At 67.0% G+C, this 15,271-nt stretch carries 10 protein-coding genes; 6 read left to right on the forward strand and 4 right to left on the reverse strand.

Annotation, left to right across the window (positions count from 1 at the left end; all coding sequences use genetic code 11):
• Nucleotides 1-90 precede the first annotated feature (90 nt).
• The 4 genes from ACF1CT_RS18935 to ACF1CT_RS18950 all read right to left on the reverse strand — a co-directional run bounded on the left by ACF1CT_RS18935 (nucleotide 91) and on the right by ACF1CT_RS18950 (nucleotide 4,474).
• On the reverse strand, nucleotides 91-270 hold the full coding sequence (locus tag ACF1CT_RS18935; RefSeq protein WP_391785011.1) for a hypothetical protein: 180 nt from the start codon (nucleotides 268-270) through the stop codon (nucleotides 91-93).
• A gap of 1,113 nt (nucleotides 271-1,383) precedes the next feature.
• Nucleotides 1,384-2,499 carry a hypothetical protein gene (locus ACF1CT_RS18940; protein WP_391785012.1) on the reverse strand — a complete coding sequence of 372 codons (1,116 nt, stop codon included), beginning with the start codon at nucleotides 2,497-2,499 and terminating at the stop codon, nucleotides 1,384-1,386.
• Between the two features lie 5 nt (nucleotides 2,500-2,504).
• Nucleotides 2,505-3,758 carry a CynX/NimT family MFS transporter gene (locus tag ACF1CT_RS18945; protein ID WP_391785013.1) on the reverse strand — a complete coding sequence of 418 codons (1,254 nt, stop codon included), beginning with the start codon at nucleotides 3,756-3,758 and terminating at the stop codon, nucleotides 2,505-2,507.
• Nucleotides 3,749-4,474, reverse strand: coding sequence for a FadR/GntR family transcriptional regulator (locus ACF1CT_RS18950; RefSeq protein WP_391785014.1), 726 nt, complete (start codon nucleotides 4,472-4,474; stop codon nucleotides 3,749-3,751). Before ACF1CT_RS18950 ends, ACF1CT_RS18945 begins: the two co-directional genes overlap by 10 nt.
• A 997-nt stretch (nucleotides 4,475-5,471) precedes the next feature.
• On the opposite strand from ACF1CT_RS18950, the gene ACF1CT_RS18955 reads away from it, so the two are divergent.
• From ACF1CT_RS18955 to sbnA, 6 genes are all read left to right on the forward strand, one after another.
• On the forward strand, nucleotides 5,472-5,891 hold the full coding sequence (locus ACF1CT_RS18955; RefSeq protein ID WP_391785015.1) for an IPT/TIG domain-containing protein: 420 nt from the start codon (nucleotides 5,472-5,474) through the stop codon (nucleotides 5,889-5,891).
• Nucleotides 5,892-6,093: 202 nt separating this feature from the next.
• Entirely contained in the window at nucleotides 6,094-8,604 is a 2,511-nt protein-coding gene (locus tag ACF1CT_RS18960) for a Pls/PosA family non-ribosomal peptide synthetase (protein WP_391785016.1), read from the forward strand.
• Between the two features lie 77 nt (nucleotides 8,605-8,681).
• The gene (locus tag ACF1CT_RS18965) at nucleotides 8,682-11,936 is read left to right on the forward strand and encodes an amino acid adenylation domain-containing protein (RefSeq protein WP_391785017.1); all 3,255 of its coding nucleotides are present in this window, start codon (nucleotides 8,682-8,684) and stop codon (nucleotides 11,934-11,936) included.
• A gap of 23 nt (nucleotides 11,937-11,959) precedes the next feature.
• The gene (locus ACF1CT_RS18970; protein ID WP_391785018.1) at nucleotides 11,960-12,964 is read left to right on the forward strand and encodes a TauD/TfdA family dioxygenase; all 1,005 of its coding nucleotides are present in this window, start codon (nucleotides 11,960-11,962) and stop codon (nucleotides 12,962-12,964) included.
• Nucleotides 12,961-14,031 (forward strand): 2,3-diaminopropionate biosynthesis protein SbnB, encoded by a 1,071-nt coding sequence (gene sbnB, locus ACF1CT_RS18975; protein ID WP_391785019.1) that lies wholly within the window; start codon nucleotides 12,961-12,963, stop codon nucleotides 14,029-14,031. Before ACF1CT_RS18970 ends, sbnB begins: the two co-directional genes overlap by 4 nt.
• Before the next feature lie 201 nt (nucleotides 14,032-14,232).
• Nucleotides 14,233-15,240 (forward strand): 2,3-diaminopropionate biosynthesis protein SbnA, encoded by a 1,008-nt coding sequence (gene sbnA / locus ACF1CT_RS18980; RefSeq protein WP_391785020.1) that lies wholly within the window; start codon nucleotides 14,233-14,235, stop codon nucleotides 15,238-15,240.
• The last annotated feature ends 31 nt before the right edge of the window (nucleotides 15,241-15,271 follow it).

The following is a 15,271-nucleotide window of genomic DNA, read 5'->3' on the forward strand; positions in this document are numbered from 1 at the left end:
CACAACTGAAACGCCTACCGACCAGCGCAAAAGCACACCCTCGTCAACGGCGAAGAAACCCGAACACCTCAGTGACACCTTCCCCGAACCTCACACGGCTGGTCCTGTGCGCCCCTCGACGCGGGCGGCCTCAAGCCACCGCCACACCGACCTGAGCGACACCCCCATCGACGACGCGACCAGCCGGGCATGCGCCGTCGACAGCGAACCGGTCTCGTCCAACGCCAACAACCTGGAGACGGCCTGCTCCCGGCCCAACAACCGCGGCACCGGTGGGGCGTCCTCCCGGCTACGGCTGGACCACCCAGGCCATGTGTCTGGTGGCTTCGATGCCCCGTGCTCGTTCATACCGGGCACTGTCACGGCTGGCCCGCCCTCAACACCAGTGAAAACACTGGTAGTTCACGCCATCGGGGGGCACATAAAGGATCTTGAAGCGTGCAAGATCATCGAGCGCTACACTCCCCGGCCCCGCTCAGCGAGCTACGGCCCGACGACACCGGGCAACCAGCGAGTCTGCAGCAAGCCGTCACCGCTACGACGTCACTTCATCGACACCACTCAAAGCCGTCATCCCAGGTCAGACAGAGCGCGTCCAGAAACAGCGGCACCAGTGACATCACCTGCAGCCCCAGTGACACCCACACGCACATTCGCAGGTGCCGTGCCGCCTCCATGACCGCTCCATCTGATGCAGTGCCAGTTTGAGCAGTGCTCCGCACTGCCGACTATATTGCTCCGCAACATAATTGATTCGACGTCCGCGATCCGGGCCAAGGGCCCTCTACAGGGTGGGGTGCCGCCTCGATGATCGCCATATCTGATGCAGTGTCAGTTTGAGACGACGCAGAACGCTCCCTGTGGAGCAGTTCTGGTGGTTCGTAGCCATCAGCAACAAACCGACCACGCACGGAGTGCGTGGTTTCGGGACTTCGTCCCGGAGATCCGGGCCCGGGTGTGCCTGGCTGCTTGACAGGGGTGTCTCTATACCGGTGACTCGTGGTCAGTTTCGGCAAGAGGCCGGCCTGTCTTACGGAAGCAGAAAAACTATGGAACTTTCGAGATGACTGCGGGTCCCTCTTCGGGAACGTCGAGGGCAGTTCCCGGCCGGTCCTCACGGAGGATTCCTTCATCAGCTTGCTTTGATCTTCTGGTAGTTGCCCTGCTTTCTGTTTGACGCGGGGCTTGCACGGCCATGGGCCGGAATCTCCCGCCGCTGGCCGCCCGAGCGGAACTTCCGAATCACGCCCTCAAACTGCTTCCGTAGATGCCCCGGATACGGGCCGGACCTGCCTATCGGCAGGAACGACCCGCTCAATTCCCGTTTGTTGTCCGTGAGTTCATCTTGATCACGACTCAGGACATGCCCTGGCCGCAGCCGGGTCAGCGGCTGTGGCGCGGCGGCAGAACGAGCCGCGGATTGGGATTGAGGAGGACCTCTGCGGGACCGAACTTCTGGGCGAGTCGGTGGATTTCCGGATCATCGAGGAGAAGCAGGTGACCGTCGTCGACGAAACGCTCGCCGTCGAGGGTGATGGTGGGTGCATCGAACTGGCAGTCACAGTGCGCGTGTCCGGGACCGTTGCGGTCGATCGTGCCCTGTGTGGTGAGGCCGTCAAGACCGAAGTAGAACGCTCCGGCATGCTTCTCACGTTCGAACTGGGTGCCGCCCGCAGACCGTACCTTGGGGTTCAGGCCGATGAGAGCGTGGCGCATGTAGTAGCCGTTAGGTGCGTAGCGGCGCAGTTCGGCCGCAGCCGCGCTCCCTTCAATGGCGGTCACGCGGTTGTCGGCCAGCTGGAGAGTGACCCGCTCTGCGGGTACACCGGTGACCGTGGACTCTTCTATCACGACGACACCGTCGGTCCGGTCGGGGTAGAAGTTAGCGCCTCCGTAAGGAAAGGGCCGCCACATGCCGCTGGTGAGGGGGGTGCTCGGGTGACCGGGGGTGGTGAAGGCGCGGAAGGTTACGTCTGTCCCCAGGGTGGTGGTTACCCGTATTTCCTGGGCCGCAGCGATCCGAGCGTACGCCCTGGCCTCCAGCGCGAAGTACAGCTCAAGTGGGAACCTCGCCCCGGTGGCCAGCGCCGCAGCGGTCGCTGTCTGGTGCAGTGAGACGAATCGCGCCTTTTGCTTGGCGATCTCGTTGAAGAAAAGCTGGGTTGTGTGCACTTCGCCCCACCAGGTCAGCGAGATCACCACGTCCGCGGCGGCGTGCGCGGAGGCCGGCAGCGGTGAGGGCGTTGCGGCGTCCCACCCGCCGGCGCTGAACGGCGGCAGGGACAGTACGTACACCTCGGCGTTGCGGTAGGCGGCCGCCGCCGCGATGGCCTGGATGACCACCGGATCGGTGCCGTGCTCGGCAAGGACCAACACTTGCTCGCCCGCCGCGACTGCGGCGTATTCCAGCAGGTTGTAGACGCCGGGCATGAGTTCGCTGATCGACAGCGGTGCTGCCGTCGGTGTGTCGAGGTAGCTGAAAGGGGCAGTCATGGTCATGACATTCACTCTCCGGTGCGTGTAGGTGTGTGAGTTCGCGAGGTGGCTTGCAGACGCAGGTCACGGCCTGCCCCGAAGCCGACGACGGCCTGGATGAGAGTCAGGGCAACCAGCAGCAGGAGCGGCAGCGTCCATCCGCCGGTGAGGTCGTGCAAAACGCCGAGGAGGAGCGGCCCTGCGGCGGCCACGAGGTATCCGACGGACTGGGCCATCGAGGCCAGGGCCGCCGCCTGTGATGCGTCCGCCGCACGCTGCCCCTGGAAGGTCAGGGCCAGGACCAGGCACGCTCCGCCTCCCAAGCCTGTGAGCACGCTGGACACGACGGCCCACTGAGGGGCTACCGCCAGCAGGGCGAAGCCCAGGGCGCCGAGCGTCGATGCAGATGCTGCCAGGATCCGCTGGTCCTTCCACCTGCGGGCGAGGAGGGGGAGCGCACCGCTGGAGAGGAGACCGATGATCTGGAAGAGGAACAACTGCCAACCGGCTGCGGCCTCCCCCACCCCGTGGTCGTGCACGATGCTGGGCAGCCAGGCGATCGTGGCGTAGAAGCCGAGTGACTGCAGCCCCATGAAGCCGCTGACCTGCCATGCGAGGGAGGAACGCCAGGGGATGCGCTCTCGCGACGCACGTACTGGTGCCGGAGAGTCCGTACGCAGGTGCTGCGGCGCCCACACCACGAAGGCCAGCACGGCCAGTACGGCCCAGCAGCCCAGGGCGGTACGCCATCCGCCGGGCAGATGGTCGGCCAGCGGGACCGACACCCCGGACGACACAGCGGCCAGCAGGCCCATCGCGGTGACATAGAGGCCGGTCACCTGGCCGATACGGTCCTCCGGCACGGTGCTCCTGACGACCGAGGGCAGCAGTACGTTGCCGTAGGCGATCGCGGCTGCGACCACCACAGTGCCCACCCACAGGAAGACCGCCCCGGGCAGGGAGCGCACCAGCAGTCCGGCTGCCAGCACTGCGAGCGAGGCGCCCAGGGCCTGCGGTGCCCCGTAGCGGTGCGCGGTGCGGCCGACCAACGGGGCGGTTGCGGCAAACGTCAGCAGCGGAAGAGTGCCGAGCAACCCGGCCCAGGTGCCGGACAGGCCGGTCGTTTTCTCGATGCTGGGAAGCAACGGCCCCACACCGGTCAGTGCGGCGCGCAGGTTCCCCGCGACCAGCAAGACTCCCACCAGCAGCCACACCGTGGACCGCCTGCCCGGCGCGGTCCGCCTCGCCTGGTGCAGGAAGTGGTGGGAGTGGCTCACTCGCATGCCGACAGGTCCCGTTCTGCCGCGCTGTCCTGCCCCGCGGTCAGCCCGGCGGTCACGTGCACCAACATGGATGCCGCATGGCGGGCAGCGACCACATCGCCCGCGCTGATCGCCTCGACGAGTGCGCTGTGCCAGTGATCGTGCTTCGCAGCAACGTCGTCATCCCATGGCAGCGCCGTCAGGAGAGCCGACAGGGCGCTGCCCAGGTATTCGTACAGTTCCACGAGCAGTTCGTTGCCGCTGGCCCGGACGACTGCGAGGTGAAAGGCGATGTCGGCGACGGCGACCTGTGCCATCGATCCCGAGCGGTTGCTTTCGCGGGCCGCGGCGAGGAGTTCTTGCAGCCGAGCGGTGTCCGATTCCGATCGCCGTTCGGCGGCCAGTCCGGCGGCGTGCTCCTCCAGAACCGCCCGCAGTTCCAGGACGTCCGCCGGCGCCGTGGTGGCCGCTCTGCGTAGTAGAACCGCCTCCAGCTCACTGGTGACCCGGACGTACGTACCATCCCCGACTCGCGCCTCCAGCAGGCCGAGATGGACAAGTGCTCGCAATGCTTCGCGAATGGTATTTCGGCTCACCTGGAGCGTTTCGGCCAGTTCCTGTTCGCCCGGGATCCGTGTCCCCACCGGCCACCGCCCGGACGCCAACTGTTCCCGCAGCTGATCGGCGACTTGCGCGGCCAGAGTCGACGCCCGGCGCGGCTGTCGCAGCCCCTCCATCAAAGACCTCCAAATGTTGGACATCAGAACATCTGGAGAGAAACATGAGGCAGCGTCACCGCGCCAGCACTATGTGATGCACGCCACACGGATATTCCCGAACGCACGGATCGCGCCCCATCGCCGCTTCGGAAAAATCGGCGATGCGCGCCAGGGCCGAGCGGTACGGCCGGTGGGCCACGCTGCCACGATGGCTCCCTGCACCACGGCAACCGCAGACGGCGGCTGAAATGCCCTGGTGCCGGCCGCGCCGGGGCGCGGCCGGCAGGGTGGAGGTACTGCACCGCGGGCACCGGCACTTTCCGGCAGACGAACTTCGTGTATGGGGCCCGGGTCGAGCGAGGAGACCGTCCGGGCACGAGCCGGGATCCGGCACCAGGCTGCCGGGAAGAGTGCTGTCCTGGTGGAGGCCGCAGTCGCGGACGCGGAACGGTTCGCGACCGAGGCCGCCGAGGAGACCCGGCGAAGTCGACCGGGGGCTCCGCTCCCGAGTAGCCCGCCCTCGGCCACCGACCGCCTTCCAGCCCCTTCCAGACCGGCGAGTGATCCCCCGGTCAAATTCCTGGCAAATCCTCGGCGGCCGGCCACGGTCATCCGAGATCCCCGACAGAGTCGGGCTGGGCCGGGACTCAACCCTTGCGACCGGGTGGCGAACGGCATAGGGAAGAAATGAATCCACATCGAGATGATGCAGACCCGTGGCCATCCGGCGGTTTCAAGCCGCCTCAGCGTGAAATCCGCTCGCACAAGACAGCCACTACCACCTTCGGGTGATACGAGGTTACGAGCCTTGCCCCTCAAATCCCCCTGTGGGTAACTGAAATGGTGAACGACGGGCTGCACATCCCTGGCCGAGGAAGTTGAATACACACAGCGCTTGCCAATTCTTCTTCGTGATCGAGAAGAAGTTCTGGCAGCTGAGACGCGGGGCCGGGACCCGGCCTTATGCGCCCGCTCCCCTGGACTCCCGGCAGTACCAACAGTTGCGTGCCACCACATGTGGCGTCACTTGACGTCGTCGACAACCGACCTTTCCGGCGGAAGCCGAACACTTGGGCCGGGGACGTTCCGCCGGTCCCCATGCGTTCCATCGAAGAACAAGGAGCGTTGCACAAACCTCTCTCCCCACCGGGGCTCCGCCGGCGGCGGAACCCCGGTGACCATCACAGGAACAAACCTGCCCCACACGACCAAGGCGATATCCGGCAGGACACTGGCCACCGGCATCACTCAGGTATTCCCGGCCCAGGTCACGGCGGCCTTCCCCTCGGGCACAGCACGGCCGGGGGCACCGTCACCGCCCCACAACCCGGCTCAACTCCTCCCGGATCAGGAACGGACCACTCGCATGCGGCACGGCGAGACGCACGCACAGCTCATCGCCGTCCCGCCGGGCAGGATCCTGGGCGAGGAGTGAACCGGGAGGGCCACCGCCGGGTCGATGCAACCGGCTTCGGGTGACAGCGGCGGCGGACAGCCAAGACCGTGGCAGCGGTTAGGGATCGGACCGCAGACCCCGACATCACGATTCCCGGACCACTCGCTCCAGCCGTCGAAAAGCACGGTACGGAGCGCCCACCGCAATGGCGACGGCACTCGAATGTTCTCAAGGAGCTCGCATGGAGGAGAAATCCCTCGATTTCTTGGCGCCCGGACCTGCTGAATCCGCAATCAGTACAAGCAGGCCCACCATTCCGGAGACCGGTATCGAGAAAGACCTCGCCGAGGTACTGGCCGACGTCATGCGCGTCGAACGGGTTCCGGTCGACGGCCATTTCTTCGACGACCTCGGCGCCAACTCATTGGTCATGGCTCATTTCTGCGCACGAGTCAGAAAGCGAGCGGACCTTCCTCCGGCGTCGATGAAGGACATCTACCGACACCCGACAATCCGCAGTCTGGCGACGGGGCTCGCGAACGCCGCCCCCGTCGAGCCGTCGGTCCCGGCGCCGTCCGAGGTGGTGCCCCCAGTCGGCACGGTGCGGTACGCCCTCTGCGGAACCCTGCAGTTCCTGCTCTTCCTGGGATACTCCCTCCTCGCCGGTCTCCTTGCCGACCGGGGCTACGCATGGGTCTCCGCCGGGCCGGGTTTGATCGACATCTACCTGCGATCGATCGTCTTCGGAGGCATCGGCTTCGTGGGTCTGTGCACCTTCCCCATCGCAGCCAAATGGCTCCTCATCGGTCGGTGGACATCACGAGATTTCCCGGTCTGGGGTCTCACGTATCTGCGCTTCTGGACCGTCAAAGTACTGATCCACGCCAACCCGATCATCTTCTTCGTCGGCAATCCCTTGTTCGTGCTGTACCTGCGAGCACTGGGGGCGCGGATCGGCAAAGGGGTCACGATCCTCTCCCGCAACGTCCCGGTATGCACCGACCTCCTCACGGTCGGCGCCGGCACCGTGATCCGCAAGGACTCGTTCTTCCTCTGCTACCGGGCACATGCCGGGCGTATCCAGACCGGCCCGGTCACCCTCGGCCGGGACGTGTTCATCGGCGAGAAGACCGTGCTCGACATCGACACGTCGATGGGCGACGGGGCCCAACTCGGCCACACGTCCACGCTGTACAGCGGCCAGGCGGTCCCGGGCGGTCAGCGCTGGCACGGGTCCCCGGCACAGCTCACACAGCACGACTACCTGAGGATCGGGTCGGCCTCATGCGGCACGCTGCGCCGGGCAGGCTTCGGCCTCATCACCGTGCTTCAGCTGTTCCTCCTCTACGTACCGCTGTCTGTCGGGGGCGTGTACATGCTGGTGACCCTGGTCCCGGCGCTGCACAATCAGCTGGGCACAGGCACGGTGGAGCTCACGTCACTGGATTTCTGCATCGACGCGCTGGCCCTTTCCCTGCTGCTGTTCCTCGGCTTCATCGTCGTGGGCCTGACCGTGATGCTCACCGTTCCCCGCCTGCTGAACCTGGTTGTCAAGCCGAACAAGGTCTACCCGCTGTACGGGTTTCACTACTCGGTGCACCGGGCGATCGGCCGCATGACCAACATCAAGTTCCTCACATGGCTGTTGGGTGACAGCTCCTACATCGTCCACTACCTGCGCGGCATCGGATACGACTTGTCCCAGGTCGAGCAGACGGGGTCGAACTTCGGCACGGAAGTGCAGCACGAGACCCCGTTTCTGTGCTCGGTCGGGAGCGGAACGATGGTCGCCGACGGGCTCTCCATCATCAACGCCGACTATTCGAGCACGTCCTTCCGGGTGTCCCGGGCCTCGATCGGGTCACACAACTTCCTCGGGAACAACATCGCCTATCCCTCGGGGGCCAGGACAGGTGAGAACTGTCTCCTCGCGACAAAGGTGATGGTTCCGCTCGAAGGCGAGGTGCGCGAGGGGGTGGGCCTGCTGGGCTCGCCGTGCTTCGAGATTCCCCGGTCGGTCGACCGCGACTCCCGGTTCGACCATCTGCGCGCCGGCGACGAGTTGCGCCGCAACCTCGCCGCGAAGAACCGCTACAACATCCGCTCGATGATCTTCTTCCTGCTCGTGCGGTGGCTGCACTTCTTCGTGCTCACGATGCTCGGCCTGGCCGCCGAGTTCTACGACTCCTACGGGTATGTACTGATCGCCGCGTTCCTGGTGCTCAGCCTCGGGTTCACCGTTGTCTACTTCGTACTGGTGGAGCGCGGCATCGCGGCATTCCGCGCGCTGCGACCGCAGGTGTGCTCCATCTACGCCCCCTACTTCTGGTGGCACGAGCGCCTCTGGAAGGTGCCCGACACCTACCTCAACGTCTTCAACGGCACCCCTTTCAAGAACGTGATCTGGCGGATGCTGGGGGTCCGGATCGGCAGCAGGGTCTTCGATGACGGCTGCTATCTGACGGAACGGACGCTCACCACCATCGGGAACGACTGCACGCTCAATGCGGGAAGCAAGATCCAGTGCCACTCGCAGGAGGACGGCACCTTCAAATCCGATCGCAGCGCCCTCGGCGCCGGTTGCACCATCGGCGTGGGAGCCCACGTCCATTACGGCGTGACGATGGGTACCGGCTCGGTGCTCGCACCCGACTCCTTCCTGATGAAGGGCGAGGAGATCCCGCGGTACGCACGCTGGGGAGGAAACCCCGCCACGGAGTTGCGAGACGCCCCTGACAGCCCGAGGCGCTGATCCGGACGGGACCACGGCTCCGCCCTTGTCGGCGCCGAACAGCACGGTGGCGAAGGCGAATGGAGAGGGACGACCAGATGGGAACGGAAACACAGGCCGACCGGGAGTTCTGGCGCGATGTGCTCGTCGCCGGTGGATCCACCGAGATCCCGCGATGGACGCTCAACCCGGTGAGGGGCGTCGGCGAACACGAGACGCCGGTCCCGGACGACGTCGTCGCGGCGTTGGGCCGGCTGGCCGGGGACCTGACGGTACCGCTCGACTCGGTGCTGCTGGCAGCGCACTCCAAAGTGCTTGCCGCGCTGTCCGGCGAGCACGAGGTCGCCACCGGATACGTCGCCGCGGAGAGCGGCCGACCGCTGCCCTGCCGGCTGACGACCACACCCGGCTCGTGGCGGACGCTGCTGCTGGACGCTCACCGAGTCGCATCGGAACTGCTGTCGCACAAGGACTACCCGGTCGATGAGCTCAGGTGTGAACTGGGCCTGGCAGAGCCGTCGATCGAGGCTGTCTTCGATCCACACGGTGTGGGCGGCGAAGTCGCCGGCAGCACCGTACTGTGGGTGGGATTTTCGCAACGCGACGGCCGCCTTGTGCTGCGGCTGCGCCATCGGACCGACGTGCTCGACGAGGGCTGCGCCGTCAGGATCGCCGGATACCACCTCACCGCACTCGCGCTGATCGCCGACGATCCGGACGCCGAGCACGGGCGGCAGAACCTGCTCTCCGCCGAGGAACTCCATTTCCAGCTCGAATCACTCGCCGGTCCACGCCGGGAACTGCCGGACCACCGGTTTCACGAACTGTTCGAGCAGCGGGTGGCGGCACACCCGGATGCCGTGGCCGCGGTGCATGGGGAACAGGAACTGACGTACCGGGAACTCAACGCGCGCGCCAACCGGGTGGGACGGGCCCTGCTGGCACGGGGGCTGCGCCCCGAGGGGGTCGTCGCGGTGGTGACCGAGCGCAACCTGGACTGGATGGCTGCCGTCCTCGCGGTCTTCAAGGCCGGCGGCGTGTACCTGCCCATCGAGCCGCATTTCCCGGCCGACCGTCTCGCGACCATGCTCTCCCGGGCCGCATGCGGGCTCGTGCTGACCGAACCCGGCAGCACCTCCACGCTCGACCAGGCCCTCGACTCGCTGTCCGGGGTCCGGAAACTCTTCGTCTGCGCGGCCTACGAGGAAGACCACGCCGACGATGATCTGCGCCTCCGCGTCGCACCGGACCAGCTCGCCTACATCTATTTCACCTCCGGCTCCACTGGTGAGCCCAAGGGCGCGATGTGCGAGCACGCGGGCATGCTGAACCACCTCTACGCCAAGATCGACGACCTGGAGATCGGCGCGGGACAGGTGGTCGCCCAGACCGCGCCCCAGTGCTTCGACATCTCGCTGTGGCAGCTGGTGTCCGGGCTCCTGGTCGGGGGGCGGACCGTGCTGGTGGAGCAGGAGGTGATCCTGAACGTCCAGCGGTTCGTCGACAAGATCGTCGAAGGCCGGGTCGCCGTCCTCCAGGTCGTACCCTCCTACCTGGACGTGGTCGTGTCCTGGCTGAAGCAGCACCCCCGCGAGCTGCCGGACCTGCGGTGCGTGTCGGTCACGGGCGAGGCGCTCAAGAAGGAGCTCGTGCAGCGCTGGTTCGCCGCCCAGCCCGGGATCAGGCTGGTCAACGCCTACGGGCTGACCGAGACCTCGGACGACACGAACCACGAGGTCATGGACCACGTGCCCGGCGGAGACCGGGTCCTGCTGGGTCCTGCGGTCAACAACGTGCACGTCTACGTCGTCGACGAGCACCTGATCCCGGTGCCGCTCGGTGCCCCCGGCCTGATCGTCTTCTCCGGCGTCTGCGTCGGCCGCGGATACGTCAATGACCCCGAGCGCACCCGGCAGGCCTACCTGGCCGATCCGCACCGTGAGGGCGCCCGCCTCTACCGGGGCGGCGACTACGGCCGCTGGACGCCCGGGGGAAAGCTGGAGTTCCTCGGCCGCCGCGACACCCAGGTGAAGATCCGTGGCTTCCGGATCGAGATCGGCGAGATCGAGAACACCCTGTTGCGGGTACCCGGTGTTCGCGACGGTGCGGTCGTGGTCGCCGAGCGGGCCGACCGGAGCAGACGCCTGGTGGCGTTCTACTCCGGTCGGCGGCCGGTCGAGGCCGACGTCCTGCTGAACCGGCTCGGTGAGTCGCTGCCCGCGTACATGGTCCCGTCGGCCTTTCACTGGCGGGAGGCTCTGCCGCTGACGGCCAACAGCAAGATCGACAGAAGGACCCTGCAGGCATGCGCCGAAGAACTCGACGTCGTCCGGGACGACTACCGCGCGCCCAATACGCCGACCGAACAGCATCTGGCGGCCGCATGGGCGAGGGTCCTCGGCATCCCGCAGGACCAGGTCGGACGGCGGGACCACTTCTTCGACCGGGGCGGCACATCGCTGTCGGCAGTGAAGCTGGCCATCGTCCTGGACCGTGCGGTGTCCCTCAAGGATGTCACCGGTCACCCGGTCCTCGCCGATCTGGCCGGGCTGATCGACGGCAGGTCCGTGCGGCGTGCCGGGCTGCTTCAGCCACTGTCGGAACCGGACGGTGCGCAGACCACGGCCCTGGTGTGCTTCCCCCACGCCGGCGGCAACGCGGTGAACTTCCAGCCGATGGCCGGAGCGCTGCCGGACGGTGGACCGGCGGTCTACGCCGTCGAACTGCCCGGTCACGACGTGGCCGCCGAGAGCGAGTCGCTCCTGCCGATGACGCAGGTGGTCGAGCAGGTCGTCGACGAGATCACCGGGCGTGGCCTGACCAGAGTCCTGCTGTGGGGCCACTCCTCGGGAACCGCGCCGGCCGTGGAGACCGCCAGAAGGCTGTCGGAGCGCGGGGTGGACGTCCAACGGGTTTTCCTCGGCGCGCAACTGCTCGGTGACGCCCACGACCGGCGCACCACCATCACCGAGCTGACCGGGCGGAGCAACGCCGAGATCGCCGCGAGCCTGAGCGCGCACGGCGGCCACACCTCGCCCGGTGAGCCGGGTGAGCAGCACGCCGAGCACATCGGCGCCGCCTACCGGCACGACTGCGTGTCCGCACACCACTACTTCGCCGACGCCCTGGAGCACCCGCCGGCGCAGAAGCTCTCCGCGCCGGTCACCGTGGTCGTTGCCGCGGACGACCCGAGCACGGCGGAGTACCCGCGCCGGTACCTCGACTGGCAGCTTCTGGCCGAGCGGGTCGATCTGCACGAGCTCGCCGACGGCGGCCACTACTTCCTGCGTACCCGTCCGGTCGAGGCAGCGAAGGCCGTGCTGCACGCCGCCGGATTGTCCGCTTCTTCCTGAGTACCGGCTGAAAGGAAAACGAGATGTCGTTCACATCCACGGCGTCACTGGTCGACGTGGAACTGAATTCCGGCGCACCCCCACGGGTACGGGCCGAAACCACCGGCGACGCGCCGGCCTGGGCGGCCGCGCACCGAAACGCGCTGCGCGCGGTCGTCGCCGAGCATGGTTCGGTCCTGGTCCGTGGCCTCGGGCTGCGCGATGCGGCGGGGACCGGAGCCGTCTTCTCGGAGCTGGCCACCGGTCTGATGACCGAGCAGGAGGCCTTCGCACCCCGGCAGGCCTACTCCCACGGGCTGTACTCCTCATCGAAGTGGCCGCCGAACCAGCCCATGTGCATGCACCACGAACTGAGCTACACGCTTGAGTTCCCCGGCCTGATGATGTTCGCCTGTCTCAGTGCGCCCACCGACGGCGGAGCGACCGCGGTGGCCGACTCACCGGCCGTGCTGGACGCACTGCCCACCGAGTTGACCGACCGGTTCGAGCGCGAGGGCTGGCTGCTCACCCGCAGCTACAACGACGAGATCGGCGCGTCCATCGCCGAGGCCTTCGGCACTGACGACCGGGGCGCCGTCGAGCGCTACTGCCGCGACAACGCAATCGCGTTCGAGTGGCAGCCCGACGGTGGACTGCGCACCAGACAGCGCCGTAGCGCCGTGGTGCGCCACCCGGTCACCGGCCGACGCTGCTGGTTCAACCAGATCGCGTTCCTCAACGAGTGGACGATGACCCCCGAGGTGCACGAGTACCTGGTGGATGTCTACGGCGCCGACGGGTTGCCGTTCAACACCCGGTTCGGCAACGGCGACCCTATCGGCGAGGACGTCGTCCAGCTGCTCAACAGCGTCTACGAGGCGAACACCGCACGCGAACCGTGGCAGGCCGGCGACCTGATGCTCGTCGACAACGTCCGCACCGCGCACAGCAGGGAGCCCTTCGGGGGGCCGCGCGAGGTGCTCGTCGCCATGGCGGAACCGGTGCGTCTGGCCGACTGCTCACCGACCGTGGAGGTGACCACGCGATGACCACTGTCGATTCCACCGCGGGAGAGCCCGCGGGTGCCGCACCGATCACCGTGCCACCGTTCGCGGTGATCTCCGGCGCCCAGGTCCGGCGCACGCTGCACGGCCGCGAGAGGCGGATCACGGAGTTGATCGAGACCACCTACCGGGTGCACGGCGCCGGTGATTCGGTGAACCCGCCGTCGTACTTCCTGCGTTTCCCCGACCGCCCGTCCTCCCGGATCATCGCCCTGCCCGCCTCGGTCGGTGGGGACACACAGGTGGACGGCCTGAAGTGGATCTCCAGCTTCCCGAAGAACGTGGTGGCCGGCATCCCCAGGGCATCGGCCGTGCTGATTCTCAACGACCATGACACCGGCTACCCGTTCGCCTGTCTGGAGAGTTCGATCATCAGCGCCACCCGGACGGCCGCGTCGGCGGCGTCGGCGGCCGACTGGCTCAGCCGCGACCGGCCACGCCCCAGGCGCGTCGGCTTCTTCGGGGTGGGCCTGATCGCCCGCTACATCCACACCTTCCTGGTCGGTACCGGCTGGTCGTTCGACGAGATCGGCGTACATGACCTGTCCGCCGACAGCGCGGCGGGCTTCCGATGCTACCTGGAGCAGTCGGACACCCCCGGTCGAATCACCGTGCACGACAGCGCCGAGCAGTTGATCCGAAACAGCGACCTGGTGGTCTTCGCCACGGTCGCCGGTCAACCGCATGTCAGTGACCTTTCATGGTTCGCCCACAACCCGCTGGTGCTGCATGTGTCGCTGCGCGACCTCGCGCCGGAGATCCTGCTCGCCTCGGCCAACATCGTCGACGACGTCGAGCACTGCCTCAAGGCCGATACGTCGCCGCATCTGGCCGAGCAACTCACGGGCAACCGGGACTTCCTGAACGGCACGGTGGACGACGTGATGGCCGGGCGGGTGACGGTGCCGACGGACCGGCCGGTGGTGTTCTCGCCCTTCGGCCTCGGAGTGCTCGACCTCGCGGTGGGCAAGTACGTGTACTCCGAAGTGGCCCGACGCGGAGAGTTGCACATCGTCGACGACTTCTTCCACGAGATGAGCCGGTACGGATGAGCAGGCCGAAAGTCCAGGAGGCTCCCTCAAGGCTGACCACCGGTCACGTCGTAGCAGGTCCTGACACATGAGACAGCGGCCACTGACGCAGGGCCCCGTCCCGCCCGGTTGGGCACGGGGCCTCGCCCGCACAAGCGAGGAACGCGCCCACGGCCGGAAGGAAGTTCCGATAGCGCTCTGCTCCAGACAGAGGAGACCATCGTGCCCGTCATTTCCGCTCCCTACGCCTTCAACGAAGAGGATCTCTATGTCGACCTCCGGTCGATCTTCGGGCACTCGCTCTTCCTGAAGTGCGAGGGGTTCAACTTCGCCGGCTCGATCAAGTTGAAGGCCGCGACCGAGATGGTGGAGGACGCCGAGCGGGATGGAAGCCTGACGCCGGAATCGATCCTGGTCGAGTCCTCGTCCGGAAACCTCGGCGTGGCGCTGAGCATGATCGCGGCGAGCAAGGGCTACCGGTTCCTGTGTGTCACCGACTCCCGCGTCAATCTGTCCAACAGAATGATGATGGAGGCATTGGGCAGCCAGGTGCACGTGATCACCGAACAGGAGGCCAACGGCGGTTTCCTCGGCGCACGGCTCGACTACGTCCGCGCGCTGTGTGCCTCCGACGACCGGTATGTGTGGCTCAGCCAGTACACCAATCCGAGCAACTGGAAGGCGCACTACCGCACGACCGCGCCGGAGATCGCCCGTCGGTTCCCACAGCTGGACGTGCTGTTCGTCGGGGCCGGCACCACAGGAACCCTGATGGGCTGTGCGCGCTACTTCCGGAGATGGCACCGGCGGGTGCGGATCATCGCGGTGGACAGCGTCGGCTCGGTATCCTTCGGCGGTTCGCCGGGCCGCCGGATGATTCCCGGTCTGGGCACGAGCATGCGACCGCCGCTGCTCGACGAGTCCTACGTCGACGAGGTGATTCGTGTCGAGGAGGCGGACACCGTACGTGCCTGCCATCGGCTGGCCAGGCGCGGATTCCTGTTCGGCGGCTCCACCGGCACGGTGATCAGCGGCGCAGCGGACTGGATGGCCCGGCATGACGCGCGCGAACTCACCGCAGTGGCCATCGGCCCGGACCTCGGCGAGCGTTACCTCGAAACCATCTACCGGACCAGCTGGCTGCAGGATCTCTACGGTGCGGACGTGCTCGGCCCCGACAAGGAGGGCGTCGGTTCCTGGGCAACCACCCCCTCGTCGGCGGCACCGTAGGGCAGTCGGGCGGCGCGGTGCCGGCCCCGTT

The organism is Streptomyces sp. NPDC014734, assembly GCF_043083325.1.
Taxonomy (GTDB): Bacteria; Actinomycetota; Actinomycetes; order Streptomycetales; family Streptomycetaceae; genus Streptomyces.

Coding starts and splice junctions, on each gene's coding strand:
- ACF1CT_RS18940 (WP_391785012.1), bottom strand. CDS start 2,499: ATGACCATGACTGCCCCTTTCAGCTACCTCGACACACCGACGGCAGCA.
- ACF1CT_RS18945 (WP_391785013.1), bottom strand. CDS start 3,758: ATGCGAGTGAGCCACTCCCACCACTTCCTGCACCAGGCGAGGCGGACC.
- ACF1CT_RS18950 (WP_391785014.1), bottom strand. CDS start 4,474: ATGGAGGGGCTGCGACAGCCGCGCCGGGCGTCGACTCTGGCCGCGCAA.
- ACF1CT_RS18955 (WP_391785015.1), top strand. CDS start 5,472: ATGTGGCGTCACTTGACGTCGTCGACAACCGACCTTTCCGGCGGAAGC.
- ACF1CT_RS18960 (WP_391785016.1), top strand. CDS start 6,094: ATGGAGGAGAAATCCCTCGATTTCTTGGCGCCCGGACCTGCTGAATCC.
- ACF1CT_RS18965 (WP_391785017.1), top strand. CDS start 8,682: ATGGGAACGGAAACACAGGCCGACCGGGAGTTCTGGCGCGATGTGCTC.
- ACF1CT_RS18970 (WP_391785018.1), top strand. CDS start 11,960: ATGTCGTTCACATCCACGGCGTCACTGGTCGACGTGGAACTGAATTCC.
- sbnB (WP_391785019.1), top strand. CDS start 12,961: ATGACCACTGTCGATTCCACCGCGGGAGAGCCCGCGGGTGCCGCACCG.